Annotated in this window: 13 protein-coding genes; 8 read left to right on the top strand and 5 right to left on the bottom strand. The window is 73.3% G+C overall.

The genetic code is table 11. The features are described 5' to 3' along the window. Window positions 1–6: 6 nt before the first annotated feature. Window positions 7–753, bottom strand: a complete 747-nt coding sequence (locus tag SKED_RS16185) for a DUF1361 domain-containing protein (RefSeq protein ID WP_012868257.1) — start codon at window positions 751–753, stop codon at window positions 7–9. Window positions 754–987: 234 nt separating this feature from the next. Between SKED_RS16185 and SKED_RS16180 the strand changes: the two genes are divergently transcribed. Beyond that, complete coding sequence (locus tag SKED_RS16180) at window positions 988–1,383, top strand: hypothetical protein (protein ID WP_042438145.1); 396 nt, start codon at window positions 988–990, stop codon at window positions 1,381–1,383. Window positions 1,384–1,418: 35 nt separating this feature from the next. Further along, window positions 1,419–2,432: a protein kinase family protein gene (locus tag SKED_RS16175; RefSeq protein ID WP_012868255.1), complete on the top strand. Its 1,014-nt coding sequence runs from the start codon at window positions 1,419–1,421 to the stop codon at window positions 2,430–2,432. Between the two features lie 74 nt (window positions 2,433–2,506). Here the strand turns inward: SKED_RS16175 and SKED_RS16170 are convergent, their stop codons facing one another. Continuing rightward, window positions 2,507–3,709 carry an ROK family transcriptional regulator gene (locus SKED_RS16170; protein WP_012868254.1) on the bottom strand — a complete coding sequence of 401 codons (1,203 nt, stop codon included), beginning with the start codon at window positions 3,707–3,709 and terminating at the stop codon, window positions 2,507–2,509. A 225-nt stretch (window positions 3,710–3,934) separates the two neighbouring features. Between SKED_RS16170 and SKED_RS16165 the strand changes: the two genes are divergently transcribed. The 3 genes from SKED_RS16165 (at window position 3,935) to galK (ending at window position 8,639) form a co-directional block, all read left to right on the top strand. Beyond that, window positions 3,935–6,118 carry an alpha-galactosidase gene (locus SKED_RS16165; RefSeq protein ID WP_012868253.1) on the top strand — a complete coding sequence of 728 codons (2,184 nt, stop codon included), beginning with the start codon at window positions 3,935–3,937 and terminating at the stop codon, window positions 6,116–6,118. Window positions 6,119–6,198: 80 nt separating this feature from the next. After that, complete coding sequence (gene galT / locus SKED_RS16160) at window positions 6,199–7,413, top strand: galactose-1-phosphate uridylyltransferase (protein ID WP_012868252.1); 1,215 nt, start codon at window positions 6,199–6,201, stop codon at window positions 7,411–7,413. Next, complete coding sequence (gene galK, locus SKED_RS16155) at window positions 7,410–8,639, top strand: galactokinase (protein ID WP_012868251.1); 1,230 nt, start codon at window positions 7,410–7,412, stop codon at window positions 8,637–8,639. The genes galT and galK overlap by 4 nt, the downstream gene beginning before the upstream one ends. 232 nt (window positions 8,640–8,871) lie before the next feature. Here galK and SKED_RS16150 read toward each other — a convergent pair whose 3' ends face one another. Beyond that, a complete protein-coding gene (locus tag SKED_RS16150) occupies window positions 8,872–9,426 on the bottom strand; it encodes a GNAT family N-acetyltransferase (RefSeq protein ID WP_081448014.1) in 555 nt (184 codons plus the stop codon). Window positions 9,427–9,708: 282 nt separating this feature from the next. Here SKED_RS16150 and nirB point away from each other — a divergent pair, with 282 nt between their 5' ends. From nirB to cobA, 3 genes are read left to right on the top strand one after another with little or no spacing between them, the layout of a single operon-like run. Further along, a complete protein-coding gene (gene nirB, locus SKED_RS16145) occupies window positions 9,709–12,288 on the top strand; it encodes a nitrite reductase large subunit NirB (protein ID WP_012868249.1) in 2,580 nt (859 codons plus the stop codon). After that, the gene (gene nirD, locus SKED_RS16140) at window positions 12,285–12,647 is read left to right on the top strand and encodes a nitrite reductase small subunit NirD (RefSeq protein ID WP_012868248.1); all 363 of its coding nucleotides are present in this window, start codon (window positions 12,285–12,287) and stop codon (window positions 12,645–12,647) included. The genes nirB and nirD overlap by 4 nt, the downstream gene beginning before the upstream one ends. Continuing rightward, on the top strand, window positions 12,644–14,134 hold the full coding sequence (cobA, locus tag SKED_RS16135; protein WP_052293904.1) for a uroporphyrinogen-III C-methyltransferase: 1,491 nt from the start codon (window positions 12,644–12,646) through the stop codon (window positions 14,132–14,134). Before nirD ends, cobA begins: the two co-directional genes overlap by 4 nt. An 82-nt stretch (window positions 14,135–14,216) precedes the next feature. On the opposite strand, the gene SKED_RS16130 is transcribed toward cobA, so the two are convergent. Next, complete coding sequence (locus tag SKED_RS16130; protein ID WP_012868246.1) at window positions 14,217–15,470, bottom strand: hypothetical protein; 1,254 nt, start codon at window positions 15,468–15,470, stop codon at window positions 14,217–14,219. Beyond that, entirely contained in the window at window positions 15,467–16,183 is a 717-nt protein-coding gene (locus tag SKED_RS16125; protein ID WP_245534579.1) for an RNA polymerase sigma factor, read from the bottom strand. The genes SKED_RS16130 and SKED_RS16125 overlap by 4 nt, the downstream gene beginning before the upstream one ends. Window positions 16,184–16,282 lie beyond the last annotated feature (99 nt).

The raw sequence follows: 16,282 nt of genomic DNA, 5'->3' as shown, positions 1-16,282 counted from the left end.
CCGTGGTCAGCGGCTCTGCTGGTAGGCGACGACCAGGTCGATGATCGTCCCGCCGATCGTCAGGTAGAGCAGCGCGATGAACACGGTGTGGACGAGGGTGAAGCCCAGGAAGGTCTTGACCGCGCCCTGCTGGGTGAAGTGGTCGCGCACCTTGCGCAGGAACGACCCGGGGTGCGTCACGTCCCAGCTGTTGAGGCGCAGGTACCGGCCGAGGTACACGCCGACGGCGCTGAGCATGATGATGGCCACGGCGACGAGCCGGGTGTCGGGCTGGGTCAGGCCGGCGACGTCGTCGTCCGGGTACCGCATCACCCCGTACAGGACCTGGACCGCCAGCACGTTGACCACGAGGTTGAGCACGCCCGACATCGCGAGGGTGATGACCAGGACGATGTCGTACCAGAGCGGCGTCGGGTCGTCGTCGGTGCGGTGGCTGAGGTTGAGCTCGGTGATGAGGTAGCTGGCGTTCGGGAGCAGCAGCAGCCAGACGAGCGCACTGACGACGGCGATGACCACCGACAGGACGTGCATCGGGCTGTCGACGGCGTCGCCTCGAGACGCAGCGAGCGACACGAGGGTCGCGACGAGACCGACGACCAGCACGAAGACGGGCAGGATCGACAGGCCGATGTTGAGCAGCATCGGCTTGTACAGGGGCCGGTGGAAGGCGCGGGCGCGGGCGACCACGAGCACGACCGCGAAGACGTTCATGCCGATGACGCCGAGGACGAGGCTGGGGATGACGGGCTCCAAGGTCGGGCGGCCGGGGCTCGCGCAGTGTGCTGGGTACCGATGATGCTGCATGGACGGCCTCGCGTCCTCTCGACGCACGGGGCCTGGCGTGACGCGGCGCGCTCTGAGGTCGTGACCGGGAGGGCCGATGCCGGGGGTGCGGGTCTCGTGAACGCTTCGGGCAGGCGACCTCTTCGCGGGATGGGACGCCCTAGCCTGGCGAGCAGGGGCAGGACACAGGAGAAGAAGGCGCAGATGACGATGACGACGATGACGGCGGCACGGCTGGTCACGGGGCGACCGAGCGCGACGCGACGGACCGCCGTGCGACGCACCGCAGCACGACGAGGAGCTGCCGTGGCGGTGACCGGGCTCGTGCTGCTCACGGCGGCGTGCGGCGAGTCCGGGCAGCTGGAGATCACCAACAGCAGCCCGCACGCGGTCACCGTGCAGCTCGGGGACGACGACACCGAGGTCTCCTCCAGCGGAGGGGCCATCATCCACGAGTACGGCTGCAGCCCGGGAGACGTGGTCGTCGTGTCGGCCTCGGGCCAGCGGTCCGTCCTGCCCGGACCCGTCTGCTCCGGAGAGCACATCACGGTCGACAGCGACGGCCGGGTCACCGTCTCTGCCGCTGAGCGCGACGGCTGAGAGCGGTCCCTCGCCGTGACGGGCAGGATGGGGTGATGCTGCTGACCGCCCGGCGAGCCCGCCACGACCTCGTGTCCGCGGCGCTCTCCGCCCTCGACGACGACGAGCTCGTCGCGGCTCTCGACGCGCAGGCCACCGGTGCGACGGGCGTCGGCGGTGGCACCGGCGTCCTCGACGTCGACGGCGTCGCGGTCTTCGTCAAGCGCGTCCCGATCACCGACCGGGAGCTCGCCCACCCGTCCAGCACGGCGAACCTCTTCGACCTGCCGCTCGCCTGCCAGTACGGCATGCACCCTCTCGCCGGACCGGGCTTCGGTGCGTGGCGCGAGCTCGCCGCGAACGAGATCCTCACCGACGGCGTGCTCGCCGGCGGGTCCGAGGCCTTCGCCCTGCTGCACCACTGGCGGGTGCTCCCGGGGAGGCCGCCGGTGGCGCCGGAGCACGAGGACGTCGAGGCTGTCGTGGCGCAGCTCGGGGGAGACGCGGCGGTCCGGGTACGTCTCGAGGAGCTGGCCGCTGCGACCTCCAGCCTGGTCCTCTTCCTCGAGCACGTCCCGTACCCGGTCCTCGACCGGCTGGGGGACCCGTCGACCTGCGCAGAGACCTTCGAGCGGCAGCTCTTCGACGCGGTGAGGTTCTTGCGGCGTCGCGAGATCCTGCACATGGACGGGCACCTGGGCAACGTGCGGTCCGACGGCGAGCAGCTCTACCTCGTCGACCTCGGCCTGGCGACGTCTCCCCGGTTCGACCTGTCGGCCGCCGAGCGCGACTTCGTCGGGCAGAACGTGGACCATGACGCCGACTACGCCGCGATGCGGCTGGTCAACTGGGTGGTCACCGCGGCGGGCGTGGTGCCGCGGCTGGCCGAGGACGGTCTCGCGGCCCGCAACGCCTACGTGCGACGGTGCGCGGAGGAGGGGGTCCCGGACGACGTGCCTGCCACGGTGGCGGGGGTCGTCGCGCGGCACGCCGTTGCGGCCGCTCGGATGAACGACTTCTGCTGGCGGCTGGTCGACGGCGACGTGCACGCGAGGTACGGAGGGGCGTAGCTGCGGGACCAGACCGGCGACGAGGCCGCGCGGGGCGACAGACGGTGTCCCTCGTCCTCCGCCGGTGGCGCGCGTCAGCGCCCGAGGACGAAGGTCTGGATGGCGACCACAGCGGCGCCGCGAGCCCAGTGGGCGAGCTCGGGGCTCTGCAGGCGGATGTCGAGCGGCCGGGTCCGGGGGTCGCGGTCGCCGCGCAGGCCGGTCTGCAGGGCGTCGGCGGCCACCTCGGCGAGACGCACGCCCTCGCCGCCCAGCACGACACGCTCGGGCATCGTGAGGTTGGCGACCGCGGCGAGCAGCCGGCCCAGCGCGCGGCCGCTCGCGTCGACCAGGTCGCGCGCGACGGGGTCACCGGCGGCGGCGAGGTCGAGCAGCTGGTCGTAGGTGACCTCGCGCCCCAGCAGCGCCGACGCCCGCTCGACGAGCGCGCCCGTCGTGAGCATCGCCGTCGCGCAGCCGGCGTGACCGCACGGGCCGACCGGTCCGTCGGGGTCGAGGGAGAAGTGCGAGAGGAGGCTGAGCCCGGCCTCCGGGCTCTCGACGGCCGCGTCGTGCACCACGAGCCCATAGCCGATGCCCGCGCCGATGGTCACGAGGGCGAAGCGTGAGCAGCCGTGGCCCTCGCCGAACCAGTGGGTGGCCTCGGTGACCGCGACGATGTCGTTCTCGACGACGGTGCGCAGGCTGGTGCGCTCGGCCAGCAGGGCGGCGAGGGGGAGGTCGCGCCAGCCGAGATGGTCCGCGAGCGTCACGTCGGTGCGGCGCTCGACGTGCCCGCCGAGGCTCACGCCGAGGCCGGTCACCGACGCGGACGGCCGCACCGTCGCGAGGGTCGCGACGAGGTCGTCGACGAGCTGGGCCACCACGTCGACCACGCGCTCGGGGTCGGTCGCGTCGAGCGGGGCGTCGGCCGCGGCGAGGACCCCGGCGCGCAGGTCGGTGAGCGCGGCGTAGGCGTGGTCGCCGGTGAGCTTCACACCCACGAAGTGGTGCGACGACGGGTCCACGTCGAGGGGCTGCGCGGGCCGACCGAGGCGCGGCGCGTCGTCGGCCTCGGCGGGCGCCTGGGCCTCGACGAGGAGGCCGGCGTCGAGCAGCGGCTTGGTCAGCCGGGTGAGGCTGCCAGGGGACAGGCCCAGCCGCTGCGACAGCGCGCTGCGCGACAGCGGGCCGTCGAGGAGCACCTCGAGGGCGATCTGGCGCGTCGGGCCGGACAGCGGGGTCCACGCTGTCGAGGCGGTCGGCGCCGAGACTGTCGGCTGGAGGGGTGAGGTCATGGTGGGTTGAGTTTATTCCATGTGTCAACAATCCGTCGGGCAGGTGTCCAGCGAGGTGTTAGAAAGTTTTCTGCTGGGCAGGACGGGTCTCTCCCTCGGGTGCGAGGTTCTCTCGCGGTTGTCGGACGAACTTAAGTTCTGACGTAGAAAGAATGCCCGAGGTTGACGTATGTTGGACCCGTTGACCGACCCTGCGACGACGCTCACGACGAAGGAGTCACCCCTGTGACGACTGCAGCACCCGACCTCCTGCACCTGCGCGCGGCCGGGGTCAGCCTCGTCCTCGACGTGTCCGGTGACCTCCTCCCGCGCGTCCTGCACTGGGGCGCCGACCTCGGCGACGTCCCGCAGACCGAGCTCGACGCGCTGCGCCGGGCGAGCGTCCCGCAGGTCGCGGGGTCGAGCTTCGACCAGCCGGCTGCGCTCACCGTCGTCCCCGAGGCCTCAGCCGGATGGCTCGGCACCCCCGGGATCAGCGGCCACCGTGCGGGCGCGGACTTCACGACCGCGCTGCGCACCGCCGGTCCTGAGGCCGTCACCGTCGGCGCTGGGGAGCGTCCTGGTTCGCAGCGCGTCACCGTCCGGGCCGAGGACGTCGCGGCGGCGCTCGCGCTCACCGTCGACATCGAGCTCACGGCCGCCGGGGTGGTCCGCAGCCGCTCGTCGGTCACCAGCACCGCGTCCGCAGACCGCGCGCCCTACACGCTGTCGTCGCTCGACGTCTCGCTCCCGGTCCCGACCGAGGCCGACGAGATCCTCGACTTCACGGGGCGCTGGATCCGCGAGCGCTCGGCGCAGCGCAAGCCCTTCACCTACGGCACGCACGTCCGTGAGGTCCGCAAGAGCCGCGGCCTGGACGCGTCGTTCCTCGTCGCGGCCGGCCGCACGGGCTTCGGCTACCGCTCGGGCGAGGTGTGGGCGGTGCACGTGGCGTGGTCGGGCAACTCGCGCGTCGTCGCGGAGAAGGTGATGAACGGGGCTCGCCAGCTGGCGGCCGGCGAGCTGCTGATGCCGGGGGAGATCATCCTCGCGGCCGGCGAGACGTACACGTCGCCGTGGGTGCACGGCTCGTACGGTGACGGTCTCGACGAGGTGTCGGGCCGGTTCCACACGGACCTGCGTGCGCGGCCGCAGCACCCGTCGGTCGCGAACGGCCGTCCGGAGCGCCCGGTGCTCATCAACGTGTGGGAGGCCGTGTACTTCGACCACCGTCTCGACAAGCTCAAGGCGCTGGCCGACGAGGCTGCGGCGATCGGTGTCGAGCGCTACGTGCTCGACGACGGCTGGTTCCGGCACCGCCGCGACGACAAGGCGGGGCTGGGCGACTGGTTCGTCGACGAGGGCGTGTGGCCGGACGGGCTGTCTCCGCTGGTCGACCACGTGCACGGCCTCGGCATGCAGTTCGGCCTGTGGTTCGAGCCCGAGATGGTCAACCCCGACTCCGACCTCGCGCGGGCGCACCCCGAGTGGATCCTGCGTCCTGGCGACCGGCTGCCCCTCGAGGCCCGGTGGCAGCAGGTGCTCGACCTCGGGCACCCCGAGGCGTACGACTACGTCCTCGGGCGCGTCGACGCGATCATCTCCGAGTACGGGGTCGACTACGTCAAGTGGGACTTCAACCGTGACGTCGTCGAGGCGGGGCACTCGACGACCGGGCAGGCGGGCGTGCACGAGCAGACGCTCGCGCTGTACCGGCTCATGGACGAGCTGCGCCGCCGGCACCCCGGCCTCGAGATCGAGAGCTGCTCGAGCGGCGGCGGTCGCGTGGACCTCGGCATCCTCGAGCGCACCGACCGTGTCTGGGCGTCGGACTGCATCGACGCCCTCGAGCGGCAGAGCATCGAGGCGGGGACGGGGCTGCTGGTGCCGCCGGAGCTCATGGGCTCGCACATCGGCTCGCCGCACTGCCACACGACCGGGCGTCGTCACGACCTGAGCTTCCGGGCCGGGACGGCGTTCTTCAGCCACCTCGGCATCGAGTGGGACCTCACGTCGGCATCGGACGAGGACAAGGCGCAGCTGGCCCGCTGGATCGGTCTGCACAAGCAGCACCGTGGGCTGCTGCACACCGGGACCGTCGTCCGTGCGGACCACCCGCAGCCCACCACGTGGGTGCACGGCGTGGTCTCGACCGAGCAGGACGAGGCGATCTTCGCCGTCGTGCAGCTCGGGACCGGCCCGGACGAGTACCCGGGCCGGGTGCGTCTGCCCGGGCTCGACCCGGCGCGGCAGTACCGCGTGACCCCGATCGACCCTGCCGACGCGATGGGGACCCGCTCGGGCGCCGCCCGCCTCTCCTGGTGGGACGAGGGAGTCCAGCTCTCCGGCCGCACGCTCGACCGCGTCGGTGTCCAGGGGCCGACCCAGAACCCGGAGCACCTCGTGCTCCTGCACGTCGTGGCCGTCTGACCGTCGGGACGACGACCACCACCTGCTCCACCCGAACGAGAACCACCAGTCCACCTGCACCACCCGACCCAGAGGCCACCATGACCACGGACTCCTCCGCACCCCTCGTGCGCCGCACGGCGACGACCCTCGCCGACGGCCGCGACCTCTTCTACTTCGACGACTCCGAGCCCTACGTCTCGGGCGAGCAGACGCGTCGTCTCGACGACCCGCGCCCGCTCCCCGGGCGCTACGAGCCGGTCGTGACGACCGGCGTCGACGGCGTCGAGACCGTCCAGCCGGTCACCGGCCCGACGATGCGCTACGACGTGCTCACCGGCGAGTGGATCCCGCACGCCGCGCACCGCATGAACCGCACGCACCTGCCGCCGGCAGACGCGAACCCGCTCGCCCCGGCCAAGCCGGGCGCCGCGTACTCCGACGGCGAGATCCCCGCCGAGGACTACGACGTCGTCGTGTTCGAGAACCGGTTCTCGTCGCTCATGCGCGTCCCCGGGACCGTCGACGAGGTCACGCACGTCGACGGCGAGGACCTGTGGCAGCAGCGCCCGGCCGTCGGTCGCTGCGAGGTCATCTGCTTCTCGCCCGACTCGACGAAGTCCCTGGCCCAGGTGAGCCCGCGCCGCATGCGCACCATCATCGAGGCGTGGGCCGACCGCACCGCCGAGCTCGGGAAGGTCGACGGCGTCGAGCAGGTCTTCTGCTTCGAGAACCGTGGCCAGGAGATCGGTGTGACGCTCCACCACCCGCACGGGCAGATCTACGCCTACCCGTACCTCATGCCCAAGACCGAGACGATGCTCCGCCAGGCACGCGCGCACCGCGAGAAGACCGGACGCAACCTGCTGGCCGACGTCCTCGCCGCGGAGCTGCGCTCGGGTCGACGCATCGTCCTCGAGTCGGAGCACTGGGTCGCGTACGTGCCGATGGCCGCCCGCTGGCCCATCGAGATCCACCTCGCGCCGCGCCGCGACGTCGCGGACCTCCCGGGCCTGACCGACGCCGAGCGCGAGGACCTCGCGACCGTGTACCTCGAGCTGCTCGGCCGCATGGACCGGTTCTTCCCGGCAGCCGAGGACGGCACGCCGACCAAGGCCCCGTACATCGCGGCGTGGCACCAGGCACCGGTCCGCGAGGGCCGTGACGACCTGCGCCTGCACCTGCAGATCTTCTCGATCCTGCGCGCCCCGGGGAAGCTCAAGTACCTCGCCGGCTCCGAGTCCGGCGGTGGCGCGTGGATCTCCGACACCACGCCCGAGCGCATCGCCGACCGCCTGGTGCAGGTGGCGTCATGACGAGCATCGACGTGGACTGGCTCGACGCCTGGGATGTCGAGGACGGCAGCGCGCAGGCGCGCGCCCTCTTCACCGAGGTCTTCGACGCGGCGCCCGAGGGCGTCTGGTCGGCGCCTGGCCGCGGCAACCTCATCGGTGAGCACACCGACTACAACGGCGGTCTCGTGCTGCCCTTCGCGCTGCCGCACCGCACCTACGCGGCCATCACGCGCCGCACGGACCGCACGGTCCGCCTCGTCTCCGCGCAGGAGGCCGGGACGGTCGTCACGGTCGACCTCGACACCGTCGCCCCTGGCACGGTCACCGGGTGGGCTGCCTACGTCGTGGGTGTCGCCTGGGCGCTCGAGCAGGCGGGTGCGACGCTCGGCGGCTTCGACGTGGCCATCACCTCGTGCGTGCCGTACGGCGCCGGGCTGTCGTCGTCGGCCGCCCTCGAGGGGTCGGTCGCGATCGGCCTCGACGCGCTCTACGGCCTCGGCCACGGGGCCGACGACGCGGGGCGCCAGCACCTCGTCGCCGCGTGCATCCGCGCGGAGAACGAGATCGCCGGAGCCCCGACCGGCGGCATGGACCAGGCCGCGGCGCTCCGCTCGCAGGAGGGCCACGCGCTGCTGCTCGACTGCCGCAGCCTCGAGGTCCGCCAAATCCCCTTCGACCTCGCCTCGGACGGTCTCGCTCTCCTGGTGATCGACACGCGAGCCCCGCACGCGCTCGTCGACGGCCAGTACGCGGCCCGCCGGGACACCTGCGAGGCGGCAGCGGCCGTCCTCGGCGTCGAGACGCTGCGTGAGGTCACCGACCTCGACGCCGCCCTCGCGACGCTCGCCGCACCCGGGGCGCTCGACGCGTCGGGTCAGGACCCCGAGGTCACGGCACGCCGCGTCAAGCACGTGGTCAGCGAGATCGCGCGCGTCGGCGAGGTCGTGGCGCTGCTCGACTCCGGCCGCACCTCCGAGGTCGGGGCTGTGCTCTCGGCGGCTCACGCGTCGCTCCGCGACGACTACGAGGTCAGCTGCCATGAGCTCGACGTCGCCGTGGACGCCGCGGTGCACGCTGGAGCGCTCGGCGGCCGGATGATCGGCGGCGGCTTCGGCGGCTCGGCCATCGCCCTGGTCCGCGTCGAGGACGCCGAGCAGGTCGCCGGCGAGATCGCCGCAGCCTTCGAGTCCGAGGGCCTGACGGCCCCCGGGTTCCTCGTGGCGGTCGCAGGCGGCCCCGCGGCCTGACCGAGCACCAGCACGACGAGCACGACCGACGCCCCGCAGGCCCGTCAGCCTGCGGGGCGTCGGGCGTCCGGAGCGCCCCCACCTCCATACCCCGTCCCCCGAGGTCGCGCGTGTGGCCACGAAGTCGCACGCGTGACACCGAGGTCGCACGGACACGCCGGATCGCAGGTCTGGCCGGGATGATCTGGCGCGTCCGTGCGACCTCGCGGTCCCTGGTGCGACCTCGTCGAGGTCAGAGAGGGAGCTCGGGATCTGTGCGCAGCAGCCCGTAGACGCAGAGGTCGTGACGGACGCCGTCGATCAGGTACGTCTCGCGGAGGGTCCCCTCGAGGGTGAAGCCGAGGCGGTCGGCGACGGCTCTGCTCGGCTGGTTGTCGGCTGCCATGCGGAGCTCGACCCGGTGCAGGCCCTCGTCGTCGAACAGCGTCCGCACGACGGCGCGGACCGCGCGGGTCATGATGCCGCTGCCCAGGTACGCGGACGCCAGCCAGTAGCCGACCTCGGCACGGCCGGCCTCGCGGGCGATGCGCGCACCGACCACACCAGCGACCTCACCGCGGTAGACGATCGCGGCCGGGATCGCCCGGCCCTGGGCCCAGGTGTCCTCACCGGCACGGACGTACTCGACGACCTCGTCGCGCGTGAGGTCCGGTCGGGCGATCTCCTCCCACGGACGCAGGTGGTCGAGGCTCGAGAGCACGAGGGCGTGGATCGTGTCCACGCGGCTCTGGTCGAGCAGCACCAGCTCCACGTCCGCGTCGACCCGCACCGGCAACGATCTCATCATCCCCCGACCCTAGCCCCGCCCTCCTCATGCCCGTGGCGCGCCCGCGCAGCCCTCCACGGAGGGGCCCGCGGGCGCGCCACGGGCATGAGAACGGGGGTGGGTGCGGTGGGGGTGCGGTGGGAATGGACCTCACCGTCCTCGTGGGGCGTGGTGAGTCCGTTTGTCGGACGCCGTCCCGTCTGTCGGACTGGGTCGAAGGACCCCGGGACCGCCTCCGAAGTCGTCGGACGATAGTGGTACCGGGGTACCCGCCCGGCCCTCCCACCCCCGGAGAGACTCCTCATGAGCCCCGTCCCCACCCCTCTCGGCCGCATCGTCGTGGTCGGCGGCGGCATGGTCGCCCACCGCTTCGCCGAGCACCTCTGCCAGCGTTCGCCCGACGGCGGCTGGACCCTCACCGTCATCGGCGACGAGCCGCTCGTCCCGTACGACCGCGTGCACCTGTCCGAGTTCTTCACCGGGCGCACCCCGGACGACCTCGCCCTGGCGCGCGAGCCGTGGTCCGACCCGCGCGTCACCCTGGTCACCGGGGACGCCGTCGCGTCGCTCGACCTCGCCGGTCAGACCGTCACCACCCGCTCCGGGCGCGTCGAGGCCTACGACGAGCTCGTGCTCGCGACCGGTTCGTGGGCCTGGACGCCCCGCACCGACGGCACCGACCTCCCCGGCGTCTTCACCTACCGGACGATGGCCGACGTCGTGGCCCTCGAGGAGTGGGTGCGGCTGCGGACCGAGAAGCTCGGCCGACCGCTCGCCGGTGCCGTCGTCGGCGGGGGTGTCCTCGGTCTCGAGGCCGCCGCAGCCCTCCAGGCCCTCGGGACCAGCGCGACCGTCGTGGAGTTCTCGGACCGGCTGATGAGCGTCCAGCTCGACCCCGGCGGCGGCGAGGCGCTGCGCGTCCTCGTCGGCGACCTGGGGATGGACGTGCGCACCTCGACCGGGGCGACGCGCCTCGGCGCGGGCGGCGACGGCGCCGTCGCGACGATGGACCTGTCCGACGGGTCGAGCGTCCCCGCGGACGTCGTGGTCTTCTCGACGGGGGTCCGGCCGCGCGACCGCGTGGCCCGCGAGGCCGGCCTCGCGGTCGGCGAGCGCGGCGGCGTCGTGGTCGGACCGACCTGCCGCACGTCCGACCCGGCCGTGTGGGCCATCGGCGAGTGCGCCTCCTACGAGGGTGAGTGCACGGGCCTCGTGGCGCCCGGCAACGCGATGGCCGAGGTGGTCGTCGACCAGCTCCTCGGCGGCACGAAGACCTACGAGACCTTCCCCGAGGGCACCCGCCTCAAGGGCGTCGGTGTCGAGGCCGCCGCCTTCGGCGACGTCTTCGCGCTCACGCCCGGCGCCCTCGAGGTGACCTTCGCGGACCCCGTGGCCAAGACCTACAAGAAGCTCGTCGTGTCCGACGACGCGAAGACCCTGCTCGGCGGGGTCTTCGTCGGCGACGTGGCGCTCTACCCGTCGCTGCGCCCGATGCTCGGCCGGCCGCTCGGCGCCGACCCGTCGGCCTTCCTCGCCCCCGAGGGCGGCGCGGGCGTGCCGTCCCTCGAGGTCCCCGACGACGTCGTCGTCTGCTCGTGCGCGAACGTCACCGCGGGCACGGTCCGCGGCGCCGTCACCGAGCACGGCTGCGCGAGCGTCGGCGAGGTGAAGACCTGCACCAAGGCCGGCACGGTCTGCGGCTCGTGCGTCCCGCTGCTCACCAAGATCGTCAACACGACGCTCGAGAGGTCCGGCATCGAGGTGTCGCGCGCGATGTGCGAGCACTTCGCTGTGTCGCGCGCCGAGCTCTACGACCTCGTCCGTCGCGAACGCCTGCGGACCTTCTCGGAGATCGTCGGCGCCCACGGCACCGGGCGCGGGTGCTCGGTGTGCAAGCCGGTGGTCGCCTCGATCCTGTCGTCCCTCGGTCCCGGGCACGTGCTCGAGCCCGAGCAGGCGGCACTGCAGGACACCAACGACCACGTCATGGCGAACATGCAGAAGGACGGCACCTACTCGGTGGTCCCGCGCGTCCCCGGCGGCGAGATCACGCCGGAGAAGCTCATGGTCATCGGGCAGGTCGCCCAGGAGTTCGGGCTCTACACGCGTATCACCGGCGCGCAGCGCATCGGGATGTTCGGTGCGCGGATCGACCAGCTGCCCGCCATCTGGGCGCGGCTCGTCGACGCCGGCTTCGAGTCGGGTCAGGCCTACGGCAAGGCGCTGCGCAACGTGAAGTCGTGCGTCGGGCAGGCGTGGTGCCGGTTCGGCGTCAAAGACTCCGTCGGCATGGGGGTGCGCCTCGAGATGCGGTACCGCGGCCTGCGGTCGCCCCACAAGTTCAAGATGGGTGTGTCCGGCTGCGCGCGCGAGTGCGCCGAGGCGCGCGGCAAGGACGTCGGCGTCATCGCGACCGAGAAGGGATGGAACGTGTACGTCGGCGGCAACGGCGGCTTCACGCCCCGGCACGCCGACCTGCTTGCCGAGGACCTCGACGACGACCGCCTCGTCCAGGTGGTCGACCGGTTCCTGGCGCTGTACGTCCGCAGCGCCGACCGCCTGCAGCGCACGGCACCGTGGGTGGCTGACTACCCGGGCGGGATCGCCGAGCTGCGGCGCGTGGTGGTCGACGACGTCCTGGGCATCGGCGCCGAGCTCGAGGAGTTCATGGCCCGTCACGTCGAGAGCTACCGTGACGAGTGGGCGCAGACGCTCGAGGACCCCGAGAAGCTCAGCCGCTTCGTGTCGTTCGTCAACGCCCCCGACGAGCACGACCCCGACCTCGCGTACACGTCAGAGCGCGGTCAGGTGCGGCCCGCCCGGGCCGGCGAGGTCGCCGACCACAACCCCGTGATCGCCCGGACGCTGGAGGTACGACGGTGAACCCCACCACGCTGCAGACCGGGTGGACTCGCCTCTGCTCCCTGACCGACCTCGTCCCCGAGCGCGGCGTCGCAGCGCTGGTCGGCGGCACACAGCTCGCGCTCTTCAGGCTCGACGACGACCGTGTCGTCGCCGTCCAGCAGCACGACCCGTTCTCGGGTGCGAACGTCCTCTCGCGCGGCCTCGTCGGGTCGGTCGGGGACGTCCCGGTGCTGTCCTCGCCGATGTTCAAGCAGGTGTGGGCGCTGCTCACCGGCGAGTGCCTCGACCCGGGCGGCAAGGAGCCGCAGGACCTCGTGACCTACCCGGTGACGGTCGAGGACGGCGACGTCCTCGTCGGGCCGGCGGTGGCCCGGTGAGCAGCGGTGGCCCGGTGGGCATCGCGGCGGGGCTGGGTGACGACACCGTCCCCGTCGCGTCGACCACGGTCATCGGGGTCGACCTGCGCGGTCGTCGGGTGCTCGTCGCCGGCGGCGGGCCGGTCGCGACCCGTCGCGCCCGCACGATGCTCGACGGCGGTGCGCTGGTCCGGGTCGTCGCGCCCGAGGTGACCGACGAGCTGCGCGCCCTCGCCGCCTCCGGGCGCGTGGAGCTCCACGCGCGCGCGGTGACCTCGGACGACGTCGACGGGTGCTGGCTCGTGCAGGCCTGCACCGGGGACGCAACCGCCGACGGGATGCTCGCGGAGCGGGCCGAGGCCGACCGCGTGTTCTGCGTCGTCGCCTCCGACGTCACCCGCGGCACCGCGCGCACCCCGGCGACGGCCTCGGTCGCGGGCATGGTCCTCGCTGTGACGTCGGCGGGCCCACCCGACCCGGGCCGGGCAGCCGCGGTCCGCGACGGCCTCGTGGCGCTCGTGCGCGGCGGGCACGTCGACCTCGGCGCGGTGCGCGCGCGGGCAGCGGCACCCGCCGCGGACGACGCGTCCACGGCCGCCCCGTCCGCGGTCGTCGGGTCGTCGGGGGACGCCGCATCGGGGGACGCCGCCCCCTGCCCGGCCGTCGCCTTCGACGTGCCGCTCGCGGGCGAGAGCGTGCTGCGCCCCGGGACGGTCGCCCTCGTGGGCGGCGGCACCGGGGACCCCGACCTCATGACGGTCCGCGCCAGGACCCTCCTCGCGCAGGCCGACGTGGTCGTCTCCGACCGGCTCGGCCCCACGGCCGTCCTCGGCGAGCTGGCCGACGACGTCGAGGTGGTGCACGTGGGCAAGAGCCCCGGCATCCACCAGATGCGCCAGGACGGCATCAACGCGCTGCTGGTCGAGCGCGCCCTCGCCGGGCACCGTGTCGTCCGGCTCAAGGGCGGTGACCCGTTCCTCTTCGGGCGCGGGGGCGAGGAGGTCATGGCCTGCCACGCTGCCGGCGTGCCGGTCCAGGTGGTGCCAGGCATCACGTCGGCCGTGGCCGCCGCAGAGGTCGCCGGGATCCCCGTGACGCACCGGGGCACGGCCGACCGGGTGCACGTGGTCAACGGTCATGGACGGCTCACCGACCTCGACCTCGCAGCGCTCGCGACACCGGGGGTGACGGTCGTGATGCTCATGGGCCTCGCCGGCATCGAGCGCCTCGTCGCCGAGGCCGTCGCCGGAGGGACTGCCGTCAGCACGCCGGCCGCCGTCGTCGTCCGCGCGACGCTCCCGGGGGAGCAGGTGGTCCGCGCCCCGCTCGGGGAGATCGCGTCGGCGTGCGAGGCCGCGGGCCTGTCGTCGACGGGCGTGATCGTCGTCGGCGAGGTCGCCCGCGAGGGCTTCCTCGACCCGACGTCCCCGGGTCGGGCCGCCGAGCCCCCACCCAGCCGCAAGCAGCTCCGCGAGGCGGCGACTGCCCCCACCACCCCGCGCCCCTGACCCCGCGCTCTCATGCCCGTGGCGCGCCGGCGTCGCCCTCCGGGGAGGGCGACGCCGGCGCGCCACGAGCATGGGGATGGGATCAGCTGAAGTCGCAGCCGACCGCCAGGGTCACCACACCCGTGACCGGGCCGTGGAGCGGCTCCCACAGCGCCACGAACTGCTCGGCCTCGGCCTCGGTCGCGAAGATCACGCCGATGCCGGAGCCCGACGAGCCTCCGCCGTCAGGCCCGACGACTCCGAGCGCCTGGTCAGCTCCGGGCTGGCACCGGAACGGCACCTCCGGCTCGAGGTACCCGAGGTCGAGGACCTGGGTCCCCGGGCGGTAGAGCGCGGGGTCGATGTCGGCGAGGTACTCGCGGTCGCTCACGGCCAACCAGACGATGGTCTGGAAGGCGTCGCTGTAGCGGAAGGCCTCGTCCTGCGACATCTGAGCGGGCCACCCCGCAGCGACTCCGGGCGAGGGGACCGAGCGACCGGCGTCGTCCATCCAGAGAGACGTCACGTCGCCCGAGACGAGCATGTCCTCCTCGGTGACGACGGGGGCCCCGGCGACGTACGACTCGTCGTACGGCACCCGCTCCGTGACGGTCGCCTGCTGCGCGACCCAGACCGAGTAGCGACCAGCGGGCAGCGGGGTCGTCCCGTCCGTGCAGAGGGTGTGCGCGAGGGCGCCCGTCGTCTGGACCTGCCCGAAGTCGCGTACGTCGAGGTCGAACGGCGCCGTCGACGCCTCGGGTGACTGCTCCGTCCACCCGACCACCACGCCGTCCTTGACCGCGACGGCGGTGAGGTGCGTCGAGGCGACGCCCGCGAGGTCGTCGCCGGACGAGTTCCAGAAGGTGGCGGTCACGGTGTCACCGACGGCCCCCTCGGTCCACGTCGGGCTGAACGTCAGCTGCTGACGGCCCGAGGTCGGCTCGACCACCGCTCCGCAGGCCGGGAACACCGCGGTCAGGTCGGCCTCGGGGAGGGCCGCAGGCTGCTCGGGCTCCGGCGCCTCGGTCGGAGTCTCGCTGGGCTCCTCGGACGGTGCCTCGGTGACCGGCGCCTCGGTCTCCTCGGACGTCTGGCTGTCCTGGGGCGTCGGTGCGGGCGAGCCGATGACGTCCGGGATCTCGCCCCGGTCGTCGCCGCTCAGCTGGACGGCGGCGAAGGCTCCTCCGCCGACGAGCGCGAGCCCGGCGACGGCCGAGCCGACCACGAAGGCAGGGCGACGGCGGCGGCGTGCGCGGATGCGCTCGGTCGCGGCGCGTCGGATCTGGTCGGCGGTCATCGCCTGGTCGGCGGCGTCGTCGGCCGCGCGGGCGAAGGCGTCGTGCAGGTCGTCGTTCACCGGTGGCTCCTCGGGTCGTCGTCGGTCGGTGCGGTGGTGGAGCTGGCGGCGTCAGCAGGGCCGGCGTCTTCCAGAGTCGGCGGTGCCGCCGCTCCTGGCGGGGCCGGGGCGAACCTGGTCTCGTCGGCGCCGCCTGCCGTGGGCTGTGCGGTGCGAGCAGCCGAGACAGCGTGGCTGCGCGCTCCGGCTGGTGCGAGGTCGGCCAGCAGGCCGCGCAGCGCGGCGTGCGCGTCGGCCACGTGGCGGCGGACGGTGCCCTCGGCGATGCCGAGCTCGTCGGCGACCTGCGGGACGGTGAGGTCGTCGTAGTGGCGCAGCACCACGCAGGCACGCTGCCTCGGCGAGAGGCGCTGGAGCGCGGCCGCGACGTCGACCTGGTCCCCGGTGGCCGGCGCGGTGCTCTCCTGGTGGTTGGCGCTCGCGGTGAGGTGCCGGATCCGTGACCAGCGCGTCCGGCGGCGGTACCCGTCGAGGTAGATCGTGTAGATCGCGCGCCGCACGTAGGCCTCGGCGGCGTGGGGCTGCGGCGTCGACCGGCGCGAGAACACCTTGACCAGCGCGTCCTGCACCAGGTCCTCGGCGTCGCGCACGTCCCCGCTCAGCAGGTACGCGTACCCCACGAGCGAGCGGTGCCGCGTGCGCACCAGCTCACCCATGTCGTGCTCCCAGTCGTCCATCTCGTCCCCTGTCCTGGTGGTGCTGTCACTGATCATGACGCTCGGGCGGCCCAGAACAGTGGGGGTGACTTCCCCGGTGACCACGCGACACGCTGGCAGGGACCTCCGGGAGGTCCCTCCTGGCGTGTCGCGTGG

The organism is Sanguibacter keddieii DSM 10542 (assembly GCF_000024925.1).
In the GTDB taxonomy this organism is placed as follows: Bacteria; Actinomycetota; Actinomycetes; order Actinomycetales; family Cellulomonadaceae; genus Sanguibacter; species Sanguibacter keddieii.
Note: the sequence above shows the minus strand (reverse complement) of the source record. Positions and strands in the feature narration are given on the sequence as shown.